Source organism: Flavobacterium melibiosi (assembly GCF_048158545.1).
Classification (GTDB): Bacteria; Bacteroidota; Bacteroidia; order Flavobacteriales; family Flavobacteriaceae; genus Flavobacterium; species Flavobacterium melibiosi.
Map to the genome: position 1 here is coordinate 125,196 of NZ_JBLNKU010000011.1, position 24,711 is coordinate 149,906.

The window sequence follows — 24,711 nt, forward strand, 5'->3', positions numbered from 1 at the left end:
TGAATATAAATGAAATAAGCATGACGAAAAATTGATGGAACACAAACCATGATTTATGTAAATTTCATTTTCAAATAAAATAAATAATAACTTAGAATGAGAACTAAGATTGCAATACAAGGTATAAAAGGCTCTTTCCATCATCAGGTGGCACAAGATTATTACTATCAGAATGTTGAAGTAGATGAGTGCTTGTCTTTTGAAGAATTGGTGGATAGTTTATTGTCTGGGAAATCAGACCAGGCGGTTATGGCTATAGAGAATTCTATTGCGGGACCAATTATTCCAAATTACGCCTTGATTGACAAAAATAATTTGCACATCATAGGAGAACATTATTTGGATATTCATCAGAATTTAATGGCGTTGAAAGGTCAAAAAATTGAAGATATTCAGGAAGTACATTCGCATCCAATGGCATTATTGCAATGTATGGAATTCTTGAAAAAATATCCAAACATAAAATTAGTTGAAGATAAAGATACGGCTGAAACGGCCAGAAGAATACACCAAAATCAGTTGAAAGGAATAGCTGCAATTGCGAGTAAAACGGCTTCTGAAATGTATGAATTAGAAATTTTAGCTCCGGAAATTCAGACTATAAATAATAACATGACACGATTTGTTATTATTAAAAAGGAGAATTCATTTGTTGAAGAAAACGAAATAAACAGAGCTTCTATCAAATTTGAATTGGATCACAAACGCGGAAGTTTAGCGGCAGTTCTGAATGTAATGAGTGATTGTAAATTGAATTTAACCAAAATACAATCGTTACCAAAAATAGAAACGCCTTGGAAATATTCATTTTTTGTGGATGTTACTTTCGAAAAATACGAAGATTATGCTAAGGCAAAAGCATTACTGACCATTATGGCAGAATACTTTAAAGTTTTAGGCGAATATAAAAATACAAAACCATGATTACTACAGCGAAACGTCTGGATATAATTGAAGAGTACTATTTTTCCTCAAAATTGAGAGAAGTAAGACAATTGGCTTCTGAAGGGAAACCAATTATCAATATGGGAATTGGAAGTCCTGATTTACAACCATCACAAGCGGTTGTTGATGCAGTGGTTCTAGCCATGCAAGAAGAAAATGCGCATCAGTACCAAAGTTACCAAGGGTTGCCGGAATTGAGAAAGGGAATGGCTGATTTTTATCAGAATAACTTTAAGGTAGAGTTGAATCCTAATACTGAGATTTTGCCTTTGATGGGTTCCAAAGAAGGAATTATGCATATTTCATTGGCTTTCTTGAATGAAGGGGATCACGTTTTAATTCCAAATCCAGGATATCCAACGTACACTTCGGTGACTAATTTAGTTGGAGCAGTACCAGTTTATTACGATTTAAAAGAAGTAAATAACTGGGAGCCTGATTTTGAAGCTTTGGAAAAACTGGATTTATCGAAAGTGAAAATCATGTGGATTGGTTATCCGCACATGCCAACAGGAGCAAGAGGAAGTTTACAGTTGTTTGAAAAGTTGGTGGCTTTCGCCAAAAAACATCAGATATTATTAGTGAATGACAATCCGTACAGTTTTGTTTTGAATGACAATCCGATGAGTTTGTTGCAAGTGGAAGGTGCAAAAGACGTGGCTTTAGAATTGAATTCTTTGAGCAAGACTTTCAATATGGCGGGCTGGAGAGTTGGAATGGTTTTAGGAAATGCAGCTTGTATTGATGCTGTACTAAAAGTAAAAAGCAACATGGATAGCGGAATGTTTTACGGGATTCAAAAAGGAGCTATTGAAGCTTTGAAAAGTGACAAGACTTGGTTTGAATCGATGAATGCGATTTATAGAAAACGCAGAATTCTTACCGAACAATTGGCTGAGAAATTAGGATGTAAAGTATATAAAGAAGGAGTTGGATTATTTGTTTGGGCAAAATTGCCTGACGGAATTACATCGGCGGAGAAATTTATTGATGAAATTTTATATGACAAATCTATTTTCATTACTCCGGGAACAATTTTTGGGAGTAATGGTGAAGGATATATTCGATTTGCATTGTGTGTAAAAGAAGAAAAAGTACAAGAAGCGATTGACAGATTTGCATAGCGTAAGGTGACGTTGAGATGCAATTTATTGCGTCTAATTAATAGATTCGTTTAAAGAAAAATTCTAAAAAACGAGATGCCCTAGCCCTGATAGCAGTGAAAATCCTTTTACTTTTTTCTTTAAAAAGTAAAAGATTGAAACGGATAGCAGGATTAGCTACAAAAAAATAAGAAATGAAAGTATTTGTGATAGGAATAGGATTGATTGGTGGTTCGATGGTATTGGACATTAAAACGCTGCATCCTGAAGCCAAAATTTATGGAATTGACAACAACGAAAATCATTTGCGGGAAGCAATTGCTTTAGGAGTTGTTGATGCTGGTGCGACTTTTGAGGATTTAAAACACGCAGATTTTGTAATCGTTTCTGTTCCTGTTGATGTTGCGTTGACAGTTTTGCCAAAAGTATTGGATGTAATAGGAGAAAATACAATTGTTTTTGAAGTGGGTTCTACTAAAACGCCTATTTGTGAAGCGGTTGCCAATCATCCTAAGAGAAGAAATTTCATTGCAACACATCCTATTGCCGGAACGGAGTTTTCAGGACCTTCGGCGGCCATAAAAGGATTGTTTCAAGGAAAGACGAATATTATTTGTGAGGTGGAGAAAACGACTTTCAAATTACAGGAAAAAGCATTGCAACTTTTTACTGCTATGGGAATGAGAATTCGTTATATGGATCCGAAATCACATGACAAACACATTGCTTATGTATCGCATTTATCACATATCAGTGCATTTATGCTTGGGAAAACGGTAATCAATAAAGAGAAAGACGAACAGGATATTTTTGATATGGCAGGTTCTGGTTTTGAAAGTACGGTTCGTTTGGCCAAAAGTTCCCCAGCAATGTGGACGCCTATTTTTAAACAAAACAGGAAGCAAGTAGTGAAAACATTGGATGAGTACATTTCTAATTTATCAAAGTTTAAGGAATTATTGGAAAAGGAAGATTACGATGCGATTTACAATGAAATGCAAAGTGTCAATAAAATAAAAGAAATATTAAACGGAATAAATATAAAAAAGTAATCAGTGTTCATTCCGAAGCTTCGGGATCAGGTTACAGTTAAAGAGAACAACACATAATAAAATAATTAAACATTAACAATCATCCATTTACAGCTCCTTCCCCTTCGGGGAGGGCTGGGGTGGGGAAAAAATTAGAAAAGATGGAAAACAAGAAAGAAATGAGAAATTGGTTGAATGAATTCAATTTGACTCATCCATTTGTGATCGCAGGACCATGTAGTGCTGAAACAGAAGAACAAGTATTGAAAATTGCACATGAATTGAAAGATTCAGATGTGAGTGTTTTTAGAGCAGGAATTTGGAAACCAAGAACGCGTCCGGGAGGATTTGAAGGTGTTGGAGAAATAGGATTGAAATGGTTACAAAAAGCAAAAGCAGAAACAGGTTTACTAATGGGAACTGAAGTAGCAACTGCAGCGCATTGTAAATTGGCTTTAGAACATGATATTGATGTATTATGGGTAGGTGCTCGTACAACTGCAAATCCATTTGCGGTTCAAGAGATTGCAGATACATTAAAGGGAACAGATAAAATCGTATTAGTTAAAAATCCAGTAAATCCAGATATGGCTTTGTGGCTTGGAGGTGTTGAGCGTCTGTATGCTGCCGGAATTAAGAATTTAGGAGTTATTCACAGAGGTTTTTCTACATACGAAAAAACAAAATACAGAAACATTCCAGAATGGCAGATTGCTATTGAATTGCAAAGCAAATTCCCTGATTTACCATTAATCATTGATCCATCACATATTACTGGAAACCGTGATATGATTCTTGAAGTGACTCAAGAAGCATTGGATTTGAATTATGACGGTATGATTATCGAAACGCATAATGATCCAGACAATGCTTGGAGTGATGCTGCGCAACAAGTAACGCCAGACGCTTTGAAACAAATTTTCAAAGATTTGAAAGTGAGAAAACATGACGATGCATCGGATGAATTTACCAATAAAATGACAAAATTGAGAGCGAATATTGATGTTTTGGATGCTAATTTATTGGAATTGTTAGGAAAACGTATGAAAGTTGCTGACGAAATTGGTCAAGTAAAAAAAGACGCTAATGTTGCTGTATTGCAAAACAATCGTTGGAATGAAATCCAAGAGAAAATGATTTTGGAAGGTGGAAAAAAAGGATTGACGGAAGAATTTATAGTTAAATTATTCAAAAACATTCACCAAGAAAGTATTGGTCACCAAGAAAAAATATTAAACTCTTAATTAATTCAAATTAGTTAAATTATTTTTTATTAAAACCTACAATCTATTTGTAGGTTTTTTTTGTATTATTGTGGGCTTAATTAATCAACCTTAAAACCACTTTACTATTATGAGAAAATTCATCTTACTTCTTACTTGCTTATTGTCAACTACTTTTATGTTTGCACAATTCGAAAGTTCAAAACAAATTTTTGAGTCGCCTAAATTAGAGCAGCTTACTGCAGCGCATAAAACGGTTGCAATATTGCCATTTAAAGCCTCAATCTCGTATAAAAGATTGCCAAAGAATTTTGATGCTCAAACAAATAAAGAGGAAGAAAGAAAATTAGGATCTAATTTACAATCTGGGATGTATACGTATCTTTTGAGAAAATCAGAGGATTATTCAGTTGTTGTTCAGGATGTTGAAAGAACCAATGTTTTGTTGAAACAAAGTGAAGTTTATGATAAAATAGGTGAAATGACTCCAGATGCACTAGCTAAGATTCTTGGTGTTGACGCAGTAATAAAATGTGGATATGCTTATGAAAAAACAAGTAGTGAAGGTTTAGCGATAGCCAAAACACTTTTAATTGGTTTTGGAACAGGAAAAGTTGCTAGTGGAGAAATGACCATGAATGTATATAATGGAACGGATGGGGATTTACTTTGGAGATTTTACAAAGAGATGAATGAAGACGTAATGAGTTCTGCAAATGCAGTAATGGAAAGAATGATGCGAAAAGTAGGTCGTAATTTTCCATACCAAATAAAAAAATAAGTAGGCTATTATTTCATAGTATTTTGAAAATGAATCCCCACAGCTTTAAAAAAAAGTTGTGGGGATTTTCTATTTCTAATTAGCAGTAATGGCATTCAAAGTGAAAAATTTTAAACTTTAAACTTTAAACGGGAAACAAAGAATTATCTTTGCAAAGTCTAAGGTTTTAAAATAAAAAACCAAATTCATAAATTGTAAATTAAAAAATGACAGGACTCGTATACAAATCTACAGGAAGTTGGTACACCGTAAAATCCGAACAAGGTGATTTTATAGAATGCCGTATGAAAGGTAAATTCCGAATTAAAGGAATCAAAAGTACCAATCCTATTGCTGTAGGCGATGTTGTGGATTATGAACTCGAAGAATCATCCGATACCGTTACGGGAACCATTCACAAGATTCACGACAGGAAGAATTATATCGTTCGGAAGTCTGTGAATTTATCCCATCAGATGCATATTATTGCTTCAAATATTGACAGGGTTTTCTTGTTAGTTACAATTAATAATCCGCCAACGACTTTTAATTTTATTGACCGTTTTCTGGTTACTGCTGAAGCGTATGGTATTGAAACGATATTGGTTTTTAATAAAATAGATACTTTTGATGACGCCACACTTGATGAACAATTGTACATGCAACATGTATATCAGGAAATTGGATATAAATGTTTGCGCGTTTCTTCTACCGAAATGAAAGGAATTGAGGAGTTGAAAGAAATGATGATTGGGAAAGTGAGTATGTTCTCCGGACATTCCGGTGTTGGAAAATCAACTTTGGTAAATGCCATGGAACCTTCTTTGCATTTAAAAACAAAGACAATTTCTGAAGCAAGTAAGCAAGGACAACACACAACAACTTTTGCCGAAATGTATGATTTGTCATTTGATGCTAGTATCATCGACACGCCAGGTATCAAAGGTTTTGGGATTGTAGATATGGAAAAAGAAGAAGTGAGTGGTTATTTTCCTGAATTTTTCAAATTGAAAGACCAATGTAAATTCAATAATTGTTTGCATAAAGAGGAACCGCATTGCGCTATTAAAGCCGCATTAGAAAAAGACGAAATCGCTTGGTCCCGTTATAGAAGTTACCTTAAAATTCTGGAAGGTGACGATGAACACTACCGTACGGACATTCATAATGAAGACCGAATAATTAGTGATAAAACGAGGGAATAATAAAGACCCGATTTATCGCGTCTGTTTTTTATAGAATATAAAATAATGAAAGTTGTAATTCAAAGAGTTTCCTCAGCCTCTGTAACCATTGATGAAAAAGTTGTTGCCCATATCCAAAAAGGTTTATTGGTCTTAGTTGGAATAGAAGATAGCGATACACAAGAAGACAGTAATTGGCTGGTTGGTAAAATTGCAAACCTTCGCATTTTTGGAGATGAAAATCAGGTCATGAATCTATCTGTTAAAGATATAAATGGCGATATCATTGTGGTAAGTCAGTTTACACTTCATGCTTCCACCAAAAAAGGCAATCGTCCTTCCTATATTAAAGCTTCAAAACCAGAAGTTGCCATTCCATTGTATGAAAATTTTGTAAAACGCCTAGAAATAGAGTTGGGGAAGAAAGTGCAGACAGGAGTTTTTGGTGCGGATATGAAAGTTCTGTTGTTAAATGATGGGCCTGTAACGATACAAATAGATAGTAAAAATAGAGAATAATTTTTTTTGCCGAATTTTTCTTATAAATTTGAGAAAAATGTAATCTATGCAATTTAAATTTACTTGTTTTATATTGTTGTTTTCTTCTACATTACTTCTTGCACAAAAAAGCGAATACAATACACTATCTATAGCTGATAGCCTCAAGGAAAATGCGAATGCCGTAGTTCGTTTGAATCAAATTGATATTACTATTTCGTCTCAAAGGAATATGAATATCAAGACCAAAAGAGTAGTCACCGTTCTAAACGAAAAAGGACTTGGCGAAATTGAAGCGACAGAATATTATAGCAAAACGTCCTCAGTAAAAAATATAGAAGCATCAGTTTTTGATGGTTTAGGTATTGAAATTAAAAAAATAAAAAGAAAAGATTTCAAAGATCAAAGTGCAGTGAGTGGAAGTACGCTTTTTTCAGACGACCGTATTATTTATTTGGATTACACACCTATCCAATATCCCTTTACCATAATTTATGAAAGCGAAGTAGAAAGTTCAAACACTGCTTTTATTCCACAGTGGTATCCTTTAAGTGATTACTTTGTAAGTGCTGAAAAAAGTGTTTTAAATGTAAATTTCCTCTCTACTCTTGGTTTTAAAAAGATGGAATCTAATTTTTCGAATTTTAAAATTAATAAAACAGTAGATTCACCCACGCAACTTTCTTATACCGCCACTAATATTACCGCTCAAAAAGAAGAAGATTATAGTCCTGGGTTTACTACTATTTTTCCAAAAGTAATGATGGGTTTAGAAAATTTTCATCTTGAAAATGTAGATGGAAACGCTAAAACCTGGGCAACATTCGGCAAATGGTATTCTGATAAAATTTTGTCAGGAACAACGGAATTGTCTGAGGAAACTAAGTTAAAAATGAAAGCGCTTGTTGGAGACGAAAAAGATCCAATAAAGAAAGCAAAACTGATTTATAATTATGTGCAGCAAAAATCGCGATATGTAAATATCAGTATTGGAATCGGAGGTTGGAAACCAATGTTAGCCGCTGATGTTGATCGATTAGGATATGGCGATTGCAAGGCATTGACTAATTATACAAAAGCACTTCTTAATGAAGTTGATGTTCCGTCATACAATACTATTTTATACGGAAGCCCTCGTAAACGAAACATTGAACCTGATTTTGTATCCATGCAAGGCAATCACATGATTTTATCGATTCCTAATGGAGATAATTATGTTTGGCTGGAGTGTACCAGTCAGGATACTCCTTTTGGTTACCAGGGTACTTTTACTGACGATAGAGACGTTTTAATTATGAAGCCCGAAGGTGGAGAAATTGTTAGAACAAAAATTTATGAAGATATAAATAATACGCAAATCAGTAAAGGAAAATTTTCTTTGTCGCAAACGGGAGATTTTTTAGGCAAAATAATTATTGTCTCAGAAGGTTCGCAATACAATCAGAAATCTGCTATTGAGAATTTTCAACCGATAGATAAAGAAGCCCATTATAAAAAATATTGGGATAATATAAATAATTTAAAAATTGATAAAATAACATTTACTAATGATAAGGAGAAGATTAGTTTTACTGAAAATGCTGAAATTAGTGCCGTTAATTATGGAAGTGTTTCAGGAAATAAGATAATGTTTGTGGTCAATGGGTATAACCAATTTACAGGAAATATAAAACGAATCCGAAATCGGAAAAACCCATTTGAAATTCAAAGAGGATATGTTGATGGAGATGAAATTGAGATTAGTTTGCCTTCAGGATTTTCTATTGAATTTCTACCAAGTAATTTTGAATTGAAAACGAAGTTTGGGGAATACAAAACCGAAATCATCAAGAAAGATGCTGCCAATCTTGTTTACAAGCGTACAATGTTCTTGAAAAAAGGATTGTATTCTAACAAAGAGTACGATGAATACCGTCTTTTTATAGAACAGATTTCCAGAAATGACAATAGTAAAATTATTTTAACCAAAACCATGTAAAACTATGAAATCGAAAATCACTCTTCTTCTTTTATTATTTCTTATTTTATTTTCAAAAGTAAATGCTCAAAACTTTGAATTGGGTAAAGTTTCGATTGCGGAATTAGAAGAAAAAGAACATCATAAGGACCCTTCGGCAGTAGCGACGATATTATTCAAAAAAGGAAAGATGAGTCTTGAATATACTAAAAGCGAAGGTTTTGTAATGATAACTGAAGTGAAAACCAGGATTAAGATTTATAAAAAAGAAGGTTATGATTGGGCAAATCAAAAAGTGCGATACTATTTAGGGGATAATTCTAAAGAAAATGTTTCTTTTACGGATGCTGTAACATACAATTTACTGGATGGGAAAATTGAGAAAACGAAACTGAAAAGTGACGGAACATTTGATGAGACAATCAATAGATTTTGGGGGCAGAAAAAGATAACAATGCCAAATGTAAAAGAAGGTTCTGTAATAGAATTTCAGTATACAATTCGATCACGGAATATTGGAATGCCGAGAGAGTATAGTTTCCAAACCACAATTCCGGTAGACTATTCAGAGTACAGAACTTTTATTCCACAATATTTTATTTATAATACCAATCAAAAAGGATTTATTTTCCCAAAAGTAACGGTAGAGAAAAAACCAAAAATAATTAAATTTTTGGATATGGAAAGTAAACAAGCTGGAACAGCCTCTAGTAATGTAAATACATCATTTTATGAAAGTACACTAGAATACGAAGAAACTAAAACCACTTATTTAGCAGAGAATTTACCGGCTATGAATGAAGAATCTTTTGTGAATAATATTGATAATTACACATCAAGTTTGGTACAGGAATTATCTATGACACAATATCCTAATCAGCTTTTGAAACCGTATTCGACCGATTGGAAATCAGTAGTAAAGACAATTTATGAGTATGATGATTTTGGACCAGAATTAGATAAAACAGGTTATTTTGAAGATGATATAAATGCTTTAATCAAAGGTTTGAATACCCAAGAAGAAAAAATAGCGGCTATTTTTAATTACGTTAAATCTAGTGTAAAATGGAATGATTATTATGGTTATTCTTGTAACGACGGTGTGAAAAAAGCATATAAAGATAAAACAGGAAATGTAGCCGAAATTAACCTTATGCTTACCGCTATGTTGCGTTATGCTGGAATCAGCGCTAATCCGGTATTGTTAAGTACGCGCACTAACGGAGTAGCATTATTTCCTAGCAGAACTGCTTTTGATTATGTAATTGCTGCAGTAGAGATTCAAGGTAGTTTGATTTTATTGGATGCAACTGAAAAGTATTCGTTACCTAATGTTTTGCCATTAAGAGACTTGAACTGGTTTGGAAGGCTAATTAGAAAAGACGGAACATCCGAAGAAGTAGACTTAATGCCAAAAACACTTTCGAAAGAAATTATAGTTGTAGGTTTTGCAATCAATAGCAATGGTGTGATAACAGGAAAAATAAGAAAGCAGCTTACCAATCATGAAGCGCTTTATTTTAGACAAAAAAACATAGTAACAAGCAAAGACAATTATCTGGAAGAATTAGAAAATAAAAATAATGCTATTGAAATAACCGATTATTTGAGAGAAAATGAATTGGACTTGGGGAAACCAATTGTTGAAAAGTATACTTTTAAGGATTCTAATGATTTTGAAAGTATCAACGGAAAAATCTATATATCTCCATTGTTATTTTTGTCAGCTAAAGCAAATCCTTTTAAACAGGAAGTAAGAGCATATCCGATTGATTTTGGTTATCCTATGGAGAATAAGTATAATATTATGATAGAAATACCGGAAGGTTATGTTGTAGAATCTTTACCTGTTTCAATGAGTATTGCTACGCCAGATAACATTGGGACATATAAATATGTTATTGGTGCTACTGGAAATAAAATCCAAATTTCAATAACCTCAGATATTAACACAGCAATAGTTGCAGCGGATTATTATACTGCTTTAAAAGAATTCTTTCAGAAAATGATTGATAAGCAAAATGAAAAAATAGTGCTTACAAAAGTATAATTTTGTAATTCCTATCAGGATTCAAATTCTGATTTTGATAAAGAAATAAAAAAACTATAATAATGAACCTGAAAAATTCCCAACTAGACGTTGACACTTGGATAAAAGAGCACGGCGTTCGTTACTTTAACGAATTGACCAATATGGCACAACTTACTGAAGAAGTAGGCGAAGTGGCCCGAATCATTGCCCGCCGTTACGGAGAACAATCCGAAAAAGAAAGCGATAAAAATAAAGATCTTGGCGAAGAATTAGCCGATGTGGTTTTTGTGGTGTTGTGTTTGGCAAACCAAACCGGAATCGATTTGCAGGCTGCTTTTGATAAAAAGATGGATTTAAAATCTATTCGAGACAAAGACCGTCACAAAAACAACGAGAAACTAAAATAATTGTGAATTATAAATTATGAATTATAAATGAGGAGTGGTAAATTGCGCCCCAAAGTATTTGAGTAGAAAGCTAAAGCTATAACTCATAATTCATAACTCATAATTAAAAACATGAATTTACTGTTACAAACTTCCCATTCCAATTTACAAGCTCAAATTGCAGTTACTGGTTCAAAAAGCGAAACCAACCGACTATTATTGTTGCAAGCACTGTTTCCAAATATCACTTTGGCTAATACTTCTAATTCAGATGATAGTGAAGTAATGCAAAAAGCATTGAAAGGAAACGAGGAAATAGTTGATATTCATCATGCGGGTACGGCGATGCGATTTCTAACGGCTTATTTTGCTGTAAATGAAGGCCGAGAAGTAGTTTTGACTGGTTCTCAACGAATGACTGAGCGTCCAATAAAAGTTTTGGTGGAAGCGTTGGAGCAATTGGGGGCGAAAATCTCATACGAGAAAGAAGCAGGTTATCCGCCTATTCGAATCAAAGGACAGAAAATCACGGCTTCTAAAGTTACTATTCCCGCAAATGTGAGCAGTCAATACATATCGGCATTGTTATTAGTGGCGCCAAAACTGGAAAACGGTATTGAAATTACTTTGGTAGGTGAAATTACTTCAGTTCCTTATATCAAAATGACATTGGCTTTGTTGAATGATTTGAATATCAAAACCAGTTTCGAAGGAAATGTAATTACCGTCTATCCAAAACAAGAAGTGGAATCGAAAGTAATGATCGTAGAATCCGATTGGAGTTCTGCTTCGTACTTTTTTAGTTTGGCTGCATTGGCTGACAATGCTTCCATTTCATTGACTAGCTATAAAGAAACCAGTTTGCAAGGCGATTCTGCTTTGGTAGAAATCTACAAACAAATGGGTGTTGATACGCATTTTGAAGGAAACAAAATGACTTTGGTAAAACTGCCTGACTTCAAACCTGAAACTTTCAAATTAGAATTGAATAACACGCCAGATATCGCCCAAACGATTGTAGTTACTTGCCTTGGATTGGGTATTGGTTGTCATCTTACAGGGCTGCACACGTTGAAAATTAAAGAGACTGACAGACTTGAAGCACTACGAATTGAGCTAACAAAACTAGGAGCAAATATAGCAGTTACGAATGATAGCTTGACGCTTGTGGCTTCAAACGAAATCAATCATAACATTAAAATCGCTACTTATAATGATCACAGAATGGCGATGGCATTTGCCCCATTAGCATTAAAAGTGCCGATAATCATCGAAAATGCGGAAGTAGTTTCTAAATCATACCCTGATTTTTGGGAAGACATGAAGAAATTAGATTTTAATGTGTCTGAAATTTTGTAAATGAAATTTTGCTTAGTCCCTTTGCGCCTTTGTGGCATTGGACTTTTGAAAATAAACAGCAAAACACTTGACAACGCCTATCTCACAATCGTATATTTGCACACGATTTAGAATTATGACCTCAAAACTCATACTTCACAATCTATAACTCATAACTTTATCAAATGAAATTATCACATTTTCAATTCGATTTACCAAAAGAACTTCTTGCCGAATATCCAGCTGAAAACAGAGACGAAGCTCGTCTAATGGTTATTGATCGTAAGAAGGGAACTATAGAGCATAAAATGTTCAAAGATGTTATCGATTATTTTGATGACGGAGATGTTTTAATTCTGAATAATACCAAAGTTTTTCCAGCACGTTTGTATGGAAACAAAGAAAAAACAGGAGCAAGAATCGAAGTTTTTTTACTTAGAGAATTAAACTCTGAGCAAAGACTTTGGGATGTTTTGGTTGATCCGGCTCGAAAAATCAGAATTGGTAACAAATTATATTTTGGAGATGACGACTCATTAGTGGCTGAGGTTATCGACAATACCACCTCTCGTGGAAGAACATTGCGTTTCCTTTACGACGGTTCTTATGAAGAATTCAGAAATAAATTAACAGAACTTGGAGAAACTCCAATCCCAAAATACATTTCTAGAGACGTAACTCCGGAAGATGCGGAACGTTACCAAACTATTTATGCTAAAGAAGAAGGAGCTGTTGCGGCACCAACTGCAGGATTGCACTTCTCGAAACATTTATTGAAAAAACTGGAAATCAAAGGAATTAAATTTGCCGAAGTAACACTTCACGTAGGTTTGGGAACCTTCAATCCAGTTGAGGTTGAGGATTTATCAAAACACAAAATGGATTCTGAGGAATTAAAAATTACTCAAGAAGCGTGTGATATTGTAAACGAAGCCAAAGCTAAAAAGAAACGTATTTGTACCGTAGGAACTACTTCTATGCGTGCCGTTGAAAGTTCAGTATCGTCACAAAACACCTTGAATCCTTTTGATGGATGGACAAATAAATTCGTTTTTCCTCCACATGATTTCACGATTCCAACGTGTATGATTACTAATTTCCATACGCCAAAATCAACTTTATTAATGATGGTTTCAGCATTTTGCGGACATGATTTAATGAAAAAAGCCTATGCCGAAGCAATCAAAGAAGGATATAAATTTTATTCTTACGGTGACGCGATGTTAATCATCTAATCTGAATTACATCATATTCTAAATAACAAAATCTCGTCAGTAATGGCGAGATTTTTTTTTGGTGTGTCCCGCTGAAAAAGCGGGTCGGGCTGTACGCTGTATCTTTATTTTCTTAAAGAAAGAAAATAAAGGATGCCGCTTCCATCCCTCACACAAGATAATTTATGATTTGTATTCCTAATTCACTTGATACACGAGTCGCACCGTGATATTAGCCGTTTTGTTTTTGGATTGCGTATTGAAGGAACCGCCATAAGAAAAATCTTCCGATGAGTTTCGTCCCGTAATTTGAAAAACACCCATATCCGATTTTTTTAGATTTCCTAAACTCGCATCTGCATTCTCAGCGATGCTTTTTGCTCTGATACTCGCGTCTTTTGTGGCTTCGGCAATCATTTCTATTTTTAACTCGGCAAGTTTTGTGTAATAATATTCAGGAGGAGTAGAATAAAATTCCACTCCCGAATTGATTAATTCACTTGATTGTCTTGATAGTTCTTCAATTTTATTTACTTCCTTAGATTGAATGCTCACGCTTTGTGTTAAGTTGAATCCACTGAAAATTTGCTGTCTTGTCGTTCCATTTTCGTTATAGGTAGTTTCAAAATCTTTATTGAAATTAACCGCTGAGAAAATCATTTCATTCGGAGCAATTCCCTTGCCTGATAAATAGCTTTTTATTTTCTCTCTGTCAGAATCCAATGCTGCGTAAGCTTCTTTCAAAGTCATGCTTTTTTTAGAAAAAGAGCCGCTCCAAACAATTAAATCCGATACGAAATCTTTCTTTCCGGAACCGGTAACACTTATGGTATTGTTGCTTTTATTTCGATTCTGAAAAGCATTCGAAAATAAATAGGAGGAAATTACCACAGCGATAGCAATAATAATGACGTTCAAACTGTTTTTAAGCATAGCTAAGGATTTTAAATTCAATTAAATATAAATAATAACGAGTTGTTTTTTATTTCCGTATAGTATTAGGGAACTATTTTTTCTCACCCGGAATTTTAACTATTTTGAGTGTCCTCAATCGGCGAAAAGTCTTTTATGTATCAGCCTTTTTTTACTACTTTTACAAAACAAAATACAAATCATGACATTCGAAAATACCCTTGAATTTGCAAAAAAACTTGATTCACAAGATCAATTACATAAATACCAAGACGAATTTATTTTTCCGCAGGTCAATGGGAAAAAGGTAATTTATTTCACAGGAAATTCCTTAGGATTACAACCTAAACGAACTAAAGCATATGTAGATGAGGTGATGAACGATTGGGCAAATTTGGCTGTTGAAGGTCATTTTTACAGTGAAAAACCATGGTGGGATTACCACGAACGATTTGCAAATCCGTTGAGTAAAATTGTGGGTGCTTTACCAAGCGAAGTTACCGTGATGAATACGTTAACGGTCAATCTTCATTTGTTGATGGTTTCCTTTTACAGACCTACAGCAACCAGATATAAAATCATTTGTGAGGAAAAAGCATTTCCTTCGGATCAATATATGTTTCAAAGTCAGGTTCATTTTCACTCCCGAAACCTCGGGATACAACCGGAAGATGCGATTGTTGAAATCAAGCGTCGCGATGGCGAACACAACATTCGCTTAGAAGATATTTTGGACAAAATTGAAGAAATAGGAGAGGAGTTGGCTTTGGTTTTAATTGGCGGTGTCAATTATTACACTGGGCAAGTTTTTGATATGAAAACCATAACAGCAGCTGGTCATAAAGCTGGTGCTTATGTAGGTTGGGATTTAGCGCATGCTGCAGGAAATGTAAAGCTGGAATTGCACGATTGGAATGTCGATTTTGCAGCTTGGTGCAGTTATAAATATATGAATTCTGGTCCTGGAAATGCTTCCGGTTGTTTCATTCATGAAAAACACCACAACAATTCGGAGTTGCCAAGATTCGCGGGTTGGTGGGGACATAATAAAGAACGTCGTTTCAAAATGGAACCCACTTTTGATCCAATTCGTGGTGCTGATGGTTGGCAAATAAGTAATTTACCAGTGCTTTCTTTGGCACCTTATTTAGCGTCAGTAGAAATGTTTGATGAAATTGGAATGGACGCTTTAATTCAAAAAAGAAATGCAATTACTTCCTATTTAGAATTTATTCTGCATGAAATAGACAAAGAAGTGGATAGTAGTTTCGAAATTATTACACCGTCAAATCCCTCAGAAAGAGCGTCACAATTATCAGTGTTGCTTCATGGGGAAGGGCGCAGTTTGTTTGATTTCTTAATGAAAAATGGCGTGATTACCGATTGGCGCGAACCCAATGTTATTCGATTAGCACCAGTTCCATTATATTGTTCTTTTGAAGACATGTATCACTTTGGACAAATATTAAAATCAGGGATTCTAAAATAATTCAGACATAGAATTATATAAAAAATAGTTTAAATTGTATAAAACTTTTTAACAGGTTTGAATGTTTCTTTGCATAGTTATTAATTACAAAACTTAAAATTATGAAAGCTTTATATTTTATACTTATAGCTGCAGTTGTTGTTTCTTGTCAAAATCAAGGGAAAATGGAAATCGAAAAAGCGAAGCTAGCGACTGTAGATTCGATGAAAGTTGAAATGGAGAAACAAAGAGTTATTGATTCCATGCAGGTTGAAATGGCTAAAATTGAAGAAACCAAAATTGAAACTCAAAAGGAAGTTATAGTTGTCAATCAACCGGCAGCTACCACTACAACTACTACAACCACACAAAAGAAAGGTTGGAGCAGTACTGCTAAAGGTGCTGTAATTGGAGCTGGAGTTGGAGCAGCGACGGGAGCAATCATAAGTAAGAAAAAAGTTCAAGGAGCTATAATTGGAGGTGTTGCGGGTGCTGGTATAGGCGCTGGAACAGGAGCTATTATAGACGGGAGTAAAAAGGAATAAATTTATTCTTTAATAATTAAGAGTGTGTAAGTTCGTATCGAATTTATACACTCTTTTTTATTTATCGATGTTTCGGCTTAATAGGAATCCATAAATTTAGCATGATTCCGATAGGTTGGGTTCCTTTAAAGTACTTTTTTTATCTAGGAAATTCTAGTATAACGAATTTCGGCAAGTACATAAAAAGTATTGACATCATTTTTATGAAGCCAGGAGTGCTTTAAATTCAATTGATCGCCAAGGATTAGCCGCAGTTTTTTCATTTTTATTTTTTGAAAAATGAAGTGGTTGGAAGTTCTTTTCGAGCATATTGAAAACGATCTACTAGTTTGGGTAAACAATACCCATCAAGACCATTTAGTGCCACAACATTTCCTCGGTCAATTTGTAACCAGCCATCTTTATGCTCCAATTCTTCTTCAAAAAATAAGTTTTCAATAGACGCAATCACATGAATCGTATCATTTTCCTTGATGTAATATTCATTCACATATTTGCAATACAATTGAACTGGGCTTCCTTTTACAAATGGGATTTCAATATTAGGTTTGTACTCTTCTTCTAAATTAGTTTTATCAAATTCAGAAATACCTAATTCATAATTTGCAGAGGTATGGTGCGCATCTTCAATCATATCTATAGTTATATGATTTACTGTAAAATAACCATTTTCTCGGATGTTTTTATACGTATCTCTGGGAACGGTGGTAGGTCTCATGATAAATCCTATCAGTGCAGGATTGCTTCCTAAATGGGTCACGCTGCTAAAAATAGCTACATTAGATTTTCCATCAAGGGATTTTGTAGCAAGTAAATTAGCTGACTTATAACCGGTACAGGAATTGATTAAATTCAATCTTTCGACTTTCTCCATTTGAGAAATATCGTCTCTAGAAATGTGTTTCATATCTTTTTAATTTGGAACAAATATACTTTTTGTTTAATTAATTTTAAAATAAATTAAACAAAATAATTGTATTTAATCGATTTTCCCAGAACCACACTCGTTTAAATAAATTGTTTTTAAATAACTTTCAAATCCTATATATTTGTTTATCAATTTATTTAAAAATGAAAAAACTTAAAATAGTCCTTCTGGTTTTACTTTCGTTAGTAGCAGTTTTAGCGGTAGCTTTAATTATTTATGGGTTTTATCTGAAACCAAAATACGAGGGCAAATTGCAATTGAAAAACATTCAGAAAGAAACGACAGTTTATTTTGATGAGTTTGGTGTTCCTCATATTTATGCGACAAATTCAAAGGATGCAATGATGGCTTTGGGTTATGTTCATGCCCAAGATCGATTGTGGCAAATGGAATTGATGCGTCGTATTGCACCGGGACGATTATCGGAGATTTTTGGCTCAGTTGCACTAAAAAATGATAAATTCTTTGCAGGACTTGGAATTGAAGAAGCTTCAGCAAAAGCAATTGCAGCTTTAGATAAAAACAGCCCAAGTTACCAATTGAGTATAGCATATTTGGATGGAATTAATCAATATTTAGAAGAAGGAACAACGCCAATAGAGTTCAGTTTGGTGGGGGTTAAAAAAGAGAAGTTTACGATTAAAGATGTTTACAATATTTTTGGTTATATGTCTTTTAGTTTTGCGATGGCTCAAAAATCAGATCCGTTATTGACTGATATTCGAAACAAATACGGAATGGAGTATCTCAAGGATTTTGGGATTGATGGTTCGTTTAATACCACCCGAATTAAAAATGCCAAAGAAACATCTCAAGAATATATCGCTATTTCAAAGTCGGTAGCTTCGATTTTAGAGCAGTCCCCAATTTCTCCTTTTATAGGAAGTAACAGTTGGGTTATTGCACCAAAGAAAACGAAAAATGGGAAAGTTATTTTTGCTAATGATCCACACATTGGGTTTTCGCAACCCGGAACTTGGTATGAAGCGCATTTAGTAACGCCAGATTTTGAATTGTACGGCTGTTATTTGGCAGGAACTCCCTACCCTTTGTTAGGACACAATCGCGAGTATGCGTATGGTTTAACGATGTTTGAGAATGACGATATCGATTTGTATCAAGAGGAGAATAATCCAAATGATGCAAAAACGTACAAGACACCAAACGGTTTCAGCGCTTATGAAATTCGAAAAAAAATTATAAAAGTAAAAGATTCTACTGATGCGGTTTTGAATGTAAAAATTACGCGCCACGGCCCAGTTGTTAATGACTTGATTGATGGTTTACAGCAAGACAAACCCGTTTCGATGTCTTGGATTTATACACAACAACCTATACAAATTTTGGATGCTGTTTATAAAATTTCGCATGCTAAAAGTAAAGCAGATTTTCAAAAAGGGGTAAGTTTAATAGCGGCACCCGGTTTGAATGTGATGTATGGTGATGCCAAAGGAAATGTGGCTTGGTGGGCAACGGGAAAATTATACAAGCATAATGCGGGTGTAAATCCTAATTTTATTTTGGATGGCGCAAGTGGAAAAGATGATATTAAAGAATATCTGGATTTCTCCAAAAACCCATCGGCAGAAAATCCAAAATGGAATTATGTCTATTCAGCGAATAACCAGCCGGAACCCATAGATGGATTTTTATATCCAGGTTATTACCTTCCGGAAGACAGAGCAAAAAGAATTACTCAATTATTAGAACCAAAATCAAATTGGGATAAAACTGCAATAGGAGAAATGATTTTTGATAATACATCATCAGTTGCTCCGGAAGTGGTTAAACAGTTAATCTTAAATGTAGATCAGAAAACACTTTCTGAAAATGAGAAAGAAGCTCTGACTTTTTTGAAAGAATGGAAAGGTTCCAATAATCTTGGAGATGTAGCACCTACTATTTATAACAAATGGGTTTATCTGTATTTGAAAAATACTTTTGAAGACGAACTTGGTGTTGAAAATTTTAAGCAGTTTTTAGGAACGCACATCATGAAGCAAATCATTGCAAAACAAATTACTAATAAAAAATCACTTTGGTGGGATAATATTAGCACTAAAAATGAAAAAGAAACGCGCAGTAAAATCATTTCACAATCGTTTAAAGAGTCGATTGTAGCTTTAGAAAAGCAATTGGGAACTTCGGTTTCTGATTGGACTTGGAATAAAGTTCATACGGTAGAACATCAGCATCCGTTGGGGAAAGTGGCTGCTTTAAGAAGAATTTTTAACGTGGGTCCTTTTGAAGTTTCGGGTGCTACAGAAGTCATTAATAATTTGTTTTTTGATTTTACCGATGATGGAAATTATATCGTAAAAGGAGGTCCTTCAACAAGAAGAATTATTGATTTTTCTGATATAGAAAACAGTTGGAGCATTCTCCCGACGGGACAATCTGGAAATCCATTAAGTGCACATTATAGCGATCAAGCGGAGTTATATAACGCAGGGAAATTTAGAAGAATGAAACTGAATAAGGAGGAGATTGTTAGAACTTCAACAAAATTAGCCTTTATTCCGCATAAAAAGTAACAGCTTTTAAAGTCCTTAAAATAATAAATCAGTAATTTTGCCTAACTTTTTATAAAAAATTAATGCAAACTCCCAAAAAAATAGCGGTTGTAGGTTCTGGATTAGTAGGATCTTTGTTAGCTATTTACCTTCGCAAAGCAGGGCATACAGTTCATGTTTATGATAGAAGTCCAGATATCAGACAAATTCAGTTTTCAGGTCGTTCTATTAATTTAGCCATGTCTAACCGAGGCTGGAAAGCACTTGATGGTGTGGGAGTGGGCGATGCCGTGCGAGAGATTGCAATTCCAATGGACAAACGTGCTATTCATCTTGTTGATAAACTTAATTTTCAAAATTACGGACAAGAAGGGGAATCTATTTACTCGATTTCCAGAGGAACTTTGAATAGAAAAATGATTGATTTGGCGGAAACCGCTGGAGCAAAATTCTTTTTTGAACATAAAATCTGGGATGTAACCCTTGATGATGCGACTTTACATATTGGTGAAACTGAAAGAGGAGCTTGGGAAGAAAAAAAATACGATATGGTTTTTGGTGCCGATGGAGCTTTTTCTAGAATCCGTCATCGCATGCAACGCCAAAGTATGTTTGATTATTCGCAAGAATTTTTACCCATTGGATATAAGGAATTAAACATTCCTGCAAATTCGGATGCAACTCATAAATTGGATAAAAACTCTTTTCATATTTGGCCAAGAGGTGAATATATGTTAATCGCATTACCCAATTTAGACGGTAGTTTTACGTGTACTTTATTCATGCCATTTGAAGGGGAAAATTCTTTTGCTTCTTTGAAAAATCAAAAAGAGGTAGAAGCTTTTTTTGAAAAGAATTTACCGGATACTATTGATGTAATTCCAAAATTGACTGAGGATTTCTTTAAAAATCCAACAAGTACTTTAGTGACCATGAAATGTTTTCCATGGACTTATGAAGATAAAATTGCTTTAATTGGTGACGCTTGTCATGCAATAGTTCCATTTTACGGGCAAGGAATGAATGCGGGCTTTGAGGATATTTCGATTCTTTATGAAATGATTGAAGAGTATGGAGATGATTGGAAAACGATTTTCTCTGAATATCAAAAATCCCGTAAACCAAATGCAGATGCTATTGCGGAACTTTCCTATCGTAATTTTATGGAAATGAGTTCTAAAACGGCTGACGAAAAATTCCTATTGCAAAAGAAAATCGAAAAATCATTCTCAGATAAATATCCGGAAAAATGGATTCCGCTTTATAGCAGAGTAACCTTTAGTGATCGTCCTTATGCCGAAGCTTTGGCTATTGGAGATTATCAAAATGCTATTATGGAAGAAATTTTGAAAATTGAAAACATCGAGAATATTTGGAATAGCGAAGCGGTAGAGAATAAAATTTTGGAGTTGCTGCAATAGTTTTTTAAGTTGTTTGCTTAAATATATTTACGATAGTTTAGTCTTTATTATCTACACTATTTATTCCTCACGGTGAACTTTAGTAAAATCGAAAGCAGGCTTGCAAATCGCAATATATTCACAGGGTTCATCAAAAGGATTGGAATATTGCACTCGAGTATTTTTCTCGATTTTTATAGATTGGCCAGCTTCAAGAATTACAACTTCATTTTCAATGATGAATTGCTTTTTCCCTTTTATGACATAGGTGTATTCTTCAAATTCAGGTGTTTGAAAGGGCTCGCTCCATTTAGGAGGCGCAATCATGTGAGCAATCGAAATTTCGGGATTGTTTGTGGTTGCAATTCCGTGATGTTCTTCTATTAATTTACCATCTGTTGTTGGAACTATAAAAGGAACTTTTTGAATAAAATATTTCTTCATCTTTAATATTACTTTTTGAAATACCCTTTTAGAGTTTTAATTCTAAAAGGGTAATGTAGAATGTTATTTTTTAAACATTTTTGTCAAAACACCAAAAGCACCCCTTATAAAAGTAGCACTGGTTAATACTTTTAAAACTGATTTCCCTACTACGCTAGCTGTACTTGGTCCTTTACTTTCCTCTTTTTTAGATGTTTTTTCTTGCTCTTGTTCTGCTGCTGCTTCTTCAATAACGGTAATTTTTTTATTTAGCATTTCATAAGCGCTTTCGCGGTCAATAAGTTCGCTATACTTTTTTACCAGTTTAGATTTGTTATTGATTTCCTGAATTTCACTCTCGGTTAAAATATCCATTCTGCTCATCGGGGCACGCATCATCGTAGCCGCAAGTGGTGTGGGAATTCCTTTTTCGTTTAATGCAGTAACGAGCGCTTCTCCAATTCCAAGGCTGGTTAAAATTTCATCAGTTTTATAAAATTCAGATGTAGGGTAATTATCAGCCGTTTGTTTAATAGCTTTTCGGTCATTGGCTGTAAAAGCTCTCAAAGCATGTTGAATCTTTAAACCCAATTGTGCCAAAACACCACTTGGGATATCCATTGGGTTTTGAGTGATGAAGTAAATCCCAATTCCCTTGGAGCGAATAAGTTTTACTATAGTTTCAATTTGTTCTAATAATACTTTACTGGCTTCGTTGAAAATTAAATGAGCTTCATCAATAAAAATAACTAATTCTGGTTGATCCGAATCTCCTTTTTCAGGCATTTGTTGGTAGATTTCGGCTAACAAACTCAACATAAATGTCGAAAATAATTTTGGTTTATCTTGAATGTCAGTCAGTCTCAAGATATTGATGTATCCTTTTCCATTTTCGTCAATGCGCATTAAATCTTCTACGTCAAAAGACATTTCTCCAAAAAACAGATCCGCTCCTTGTTGTTCCAATTCAATTATTTTTCTGAGGATAGTGCCCGTTGTTGAAGTAGAAATCTGGCCGTAGTGTTCCTCGATTTCATCTTTTCCCTCTTCTGTAATGTAATTGATTACTTTTTTTATGTCTTTAAGATCCAGTAAAGGCATTTTATTATCATCGCAGTATTTAAAAATAACTGATACCACGCCAGATTGCGTGTCATTCAAGCCTAATATTCTGGAGAATAATACAGGGCCAAACTCTGATATTGTTGCTCTAAGACGAACACCATTCTGTTCAGATAAAGTTAATAATTCAACCGGAAAACTTGAAACGCTATACGGAATGTTTATTTTAGCGTGCCGTTCGGTAATAAATGGTTTTTCTTCCCCCTCTTTGGCGATGCCGCTAAAATCTCCTTTTATGTCCATCATTAGTACCGGGATTCCAAAAGAGGATAATTGTTCCGAAAGTACTTGAATGGTTTTAGTTTTTCCAGTCCCTGTTGCTCCCGCAATCAATCCATGACGATTCAATGTTTTTAATGGTATTTTTACGTGAGCATCAGCCAAAGCCTCGCCGTCAAGTATCGCTCCGCCTAAAATAATGCTTTCTCCTTTTGAAATATAGCCGTTAGTAATGTGCTGTATGAAATCTTCTTTTCTGCTCATAATATGTTCGAATTAAAATTATTTGTAAGGTATTAATTTTTCTAATATGTATAAATAAAGTGTTAACTGCAGTTTTCTTGCTTTTTTATTGTTAATAACAAAAAAAAATATTTTTAACTATTTCGGCCTAGTTATTGAAATATTATCTCAATATGTCATAAAAAAGTATGTTTTTTTTTGTGAAATAACTCATTTGTTTGTTAATTTTGATATAAATGCAAACCAAAAATCGAAAAATATTTTTTTTGAATAAAATTAATTAGAATAAAATTAAAAAAAGTTTTTTTATTTAAACTAAAAATATAAATTTGCTCCACTACAAGTTTATTATAACTAAAAGAACAAATTATTTAAAACTATTAAAATTAAAAAAAAATGGCAAACGTTAAAAAAGAAAACGGTTCAAAAGGAGGAGGAATGATTTCAGGTATCATTATTGTAGCATGCGTTTTTGTTGGATGGTTAGTGTGGAATTTTATAATGGGGAATGGTGCGAATTTTGAAGGAGGAGTAAATACAGGTCACCCAATCCCTGGAAATTATTTAGCGATGGTGTACAAAGGGGGACCTATTGTACCGGTATTGTTAGGATTATTATTAATGGTGGTTGTGTTTTCATTTGAGCGTTTCGCAGTAATTTCAAAAGCTGCCGGTAAAGGAGATCTTGATCAATTCATGAAAAAAGTGCAAGGAGCTATCACTACAGGTGATATCGAAGGAGCTATAGATTCATGTGATAAACAAAAAGGTTCTGTTGCTAATGCAATAAAATCAGCTTTATTGAAATACCAAGACGTTAAAAAAGAAGGTTTAGATAGCGAAGCAGCTGCTGAAACTATACATAAAGAAATAGAAGAAGCTACTTCATTAGAGATGCCAATGTTAGAAAAACATATGACTATTCTTTCTACATTAGTTTCTTTAGGAACACTTGCTGGTTTATTAGGTACGGTTACGGGTATGATTAAAGCATTTGGTGCTTTGGCTGCTGCTGGTACTCCGGATCAAGCTGCACTTGCAAATGGTATCTCTGAAGCACTTATCAATACTGCTACAGGTATCGCGACTTCAGCGTTAGCTATTGTAGCTTATAACTTTTTTACTTCTAAAATTGATACTTTGACTTATTCTATTGATGAGGCAGGTAATACAATTGTAAATACTTACAGACACTACAGAAGTACACAAAAATAATTAATTATTTTATAAGAAAATAGCAGTCTTATTAAAGTGCTATTTTCTTATA

Annotated in this window: 22 protein-coding genes; 17 read left to right on the forward strand and 5 right to left on the reverse strand. The window is 34.1% G+C overall.

Going from position 1 to position 24,711, the window contains the following annotated elements; translation table 11 throughout:
• The first annotated feature begins 96 nt into the window (after positions 1-96).
• The 12 genes from ACM55F_RS13840 (at position 97) to queA (ending at position 13,692) form a co-directional block, all read left to right on the forward strand.
• The gene (locus ACM55F_RS13840; protein WP_416848938.1) at positions 97-924 is read left to right on the forward strand and encodes a prephenate dehydratase; all 828 of its coding nucleotides are present in this window, start codon (positions 97-99) and stop codon (positions 922-924) included.
• Positions 921-2,069, forward strand: coding sequence for an aminotransferase class I/II-fold pyridoxal phosphate-dependent enzyme (locus tag ACM55F_RS13845; RefSeq protein WP_416854398.1), 1,149 nt, complete (start codon positions 921-923; stop codon positions 2,067-2,069). Before ACM55F_RS13840 ends, ACM55F_RS13845 begins: the two co-directional genes overlap by 4 nt.
• Positions 2,070-2,242: 173 nt before the next feature.
• The gene (locus tag ACM55F_RS13850) at positions 2,243-3,100 is read left to right on the forward strand and encodes a prephenate dehydrogenase (RefSeq protein WP_416854399.1); all 858 of its coding nucleotides are present in this window, start codon (positions 2,243-2,245) and stop codon (positions 3,098-3,100) included.
• 140 nt (positions 3,101-3,240) lie between these two features.
• On the forward strand, positions 3,241-4,323 hold the full coding sequence (locus tag ACM55F_RS13855) for a chorismate mutase (protein ID WP_416854400.1): 1,083 nt from the start codon (positions 3,241-3,243) through the stop codon (positions 4,321-4,323).
• Between the two features lie 109 nt (positions 4,324-4,432).
• A complete protein-coding gene (locus ACM55F_RS13860) occupies positions 4,433-5,083 on the forward strand; it encodes a hypothetical protein (RefSeq protein ID WP_416854401.1) in 651 nt (216 codons plus the stop codon).
• A 206-nt stretch (positions 5,084-5,289) separates the two neighbouring features.
• Positions 5,290-6,267 carry a ribosome small subunit-dependent GTPase A gene (gene rsgA, locus ACM55F_RS13865; protein WP_416854402.1) on the forward strand — a complete coding sequence of 326 codons (978 nt, stop codon included), beginning with the start codon at positions 5,290-5,292 and terminating at the stop codon, positions 6,265-6,267.
• 45 nt (positions 6,268-6,312) lie between these two features.
• The gene (gene dtd / locus ACM55F_RS13870) at positions 6,313-6,765 is read left to right on the forward strand and encodes a D-aminoacyl-tRNA deacylase (RefSeq protein WP_416854404.1); all 453 of its coding nucleotides are present in this window, start codon (positions 6,313-6,315) and stop codon (positions 6,763-6,765) included.
• Positions 6,766-6,811: 46 nt separating this feature from the next.
• Positions 6,812-8,722: a DUF3857 domain-containing protein gene (locus ACM55F_RS13875; protein WP_416854405.1), complete on the forward strand. Its 1,911-nt coding sequence runs from the start codon at positions 6,812-6,814 to the stop codon at positions 8,720-8,722.
• Between the two features lie 4 nt (positions 8,723-8,726).
• A complete protein-coding gene (locus ACM55F_RS13880) occupies positions 8,727-10,751 on the forward strand; it encodes a DUF3857 domain-containing protein (RefSeq protein ID WP_416854406.1) in 2,025 nt (674 codons plus the stop codon).
• A gap of 62 nt (positions 10,752-10,813) precedes the next feature.
• A complete protein-coding gene (locus ACM55F_RS13885; protein ID WP_035668323.1) occupies positions 10,814-11,140 on the forward strand; it encodes a nucleotide pyrophosphohydrolase in 327 nt (108 codons plus the stop codon).
• 111 nt (positions 11,141-11,251) lie between these two features.
• Positions 11,252-12,478 (forward strand): 3-phosphoshikimate 1-carboxyvinyltransferase, encoded by a 1,227-nt coding sequence (gene aroA, locus ACM55F_RS13890; protein ID WP_416854407.1) that lies wholly within the window; start codon positions 11,252-11,254, stop codon positions 12,476-12,478.
• A 164-nt stretch (positions 12,479-12,642) separates the two neighbouring features.
• Positions 12,643-13,692 carry a tRNA preQ1(34) S-adenosylmethionine ribosyltransferase-isomerase QueA gene (gene queA, locus ACM55F_RS13895; RefSeq protein ID WP_099713566.1) on the forward strand — a complete coding sequence of 350 codons (1,050 nt, stop codon included), beginning with the start codon at positions 12,643-12,645 and terminating at the stop codon, positions 13,690-13,692.
• 177 nt (positions 13,693-13,869) lie between these two features.
• Here queA and ACM55F_RS13900 read toward each other — a convergent pair whose 3' ends face one another.
• Positions 13,870-14,604, reverse strand: coding sequence for an SIMPL domain-containing protein (locus tag ACM55F_RS13900; RefSeq protein ID WP_416854408.1), 735 nt, complete (start codon positions 14,602-14,604; stop codon positions 13,870-13,872).
• Between the two features lie 181 nt (positions 14,605-14,785).
• Here ACM55F_RS13900 and kynU point away from each other — a divergent pair, with 181 nt between their 5' ends.
• Entirely contained in the window at positions 14,786-16,072 is a 1,287-nt protein-coding gene (gene kynU, locus ACM55F_RS13905) for a kynureninase (protein ID WP_416854409.1), read from the forward strand.
• A gap of 101 nt (positions 16,073-16,173) precedes the next feature.
• Entirely contained in the window at positions 16,174-16,596 is a 423-nt protein-coding gene (locus ACM55F_RS13910; protein ID WP_416854410.1) for a YMGG-like glycine zipper-containing protein, read from the forward strand.
• Positions 16,597-16,739: 143 nt separating this feature from the next.
• Here ACM55F_RS13910 and ACM55F_RS13915 read toward each other — a convergent pair whose 3' ends face one another.
• On the reverse strand, positions 16,740-16,859 hold the full coding sequence (locus ACM55F_RS13915; RefSeq protein WP_416854412.1) for a cryptochrome/photolyase family protein: 120 nt from the start codon (positions 16,857-16,859) through the stop codon (positions 16,740-16,742).
• A 2-nt stretch (positions 16,860-16,861) separates the two neighbouring features.
• On the reverse strand, positions 16,862-17,503 hold the full coding sequence (locus ACM55F_RS13920) for a flavin reductase family protein (RefSeq protein ID WP_416854413.1): 642 nt from the start codon (positions 17,501-17,503) through the stop codon (positions 16,862-16,864).
• A 164-nt stretch (positions 17,504-17,667) separates the two neighbouring features.
• Between ACM55F_RS13920 and ACM55F_RS13925 the strand changes: the two genes are divergently transcribed.
• Together ACM55F_RS13925 and ACM55F_RS13930 are read left to right on the forward strand one after the other, a co-directional pair.
• Positions 17,668-20,058 carry a penicillin acylase family protein gene (locus ACM55F_RS13925; RefSeq protein ID WP_416854414.1) on the forward strand — a complete coding sequence of 797 codons (2,391 nt, stop codon included), beginning with the start codon at positions 17,668-17,670 and terminating at the stop codon, positions 20,056-20,058.
• Positions 20,059-20,120: 62 nt separating this feature from the next.
• Complete coding sequence (locus tag ACM55F_RS13930) at positions 20,121-21,458, forward strand: FAD-dependent oxidoreductase (RefSeq protein WP_416854415.1); 1,338 nt, start codon at positions 20,121-20,123, stop codon at positions 21,456-21,458.
• A 60-nt stretch (positions 21,459-21,518) separates the two neighbouring features.
• Here ACM55F_RS13930 and ACM55F_RS13935 read toward each other — a convergent pair whose 3' ends face one another.
• Both ACM55F_RS13935 and ACM55F_RS13940 read right to left on the reverse strand, forming a co-directional pair.
• Positions 21,519-21,881 (reverse strand): cupin domain-containing protein, encoded by a 363-nt coding sequence (locus ACM55F_RS13935; protein WP_416854416.1) that lies wholly within the window; start codon positions 21,879-21,881, stop codon positions 21,519-21,521.
• A gap of 63 nt (positions 21,882-21,944) precedes the next feature.
• A complete protein-coding gene (locus ACM55F_RS13940; RefSeq protein WP_416854417.1) occupies positions 21,945-23,465 on the reverse strand; it encodes a helicase HerA-like domain-containing protein in 1,521 nt (506 codons plus the stop codon).
• 375 nt (positions 23,466-23,840) lie between these two features.
• On the opposite strand from ACM55F_RS13940, the gene ACM55F_RS13945 reads away from it, so the two are divergent.
• Complete coding sequence (locus ACM55F_RS13945) at positions 23,841-24,659, forward strand: MotA/TolQ/ExbB proton channel family protein (RefSeq protein WP_416854418.1); 819 nt, start codon at positions 23,841-23,843, stop codon at positions 24,657-24,659.
• Positions 24,660-24,711 lie beyond the last annotated feature (52 nt).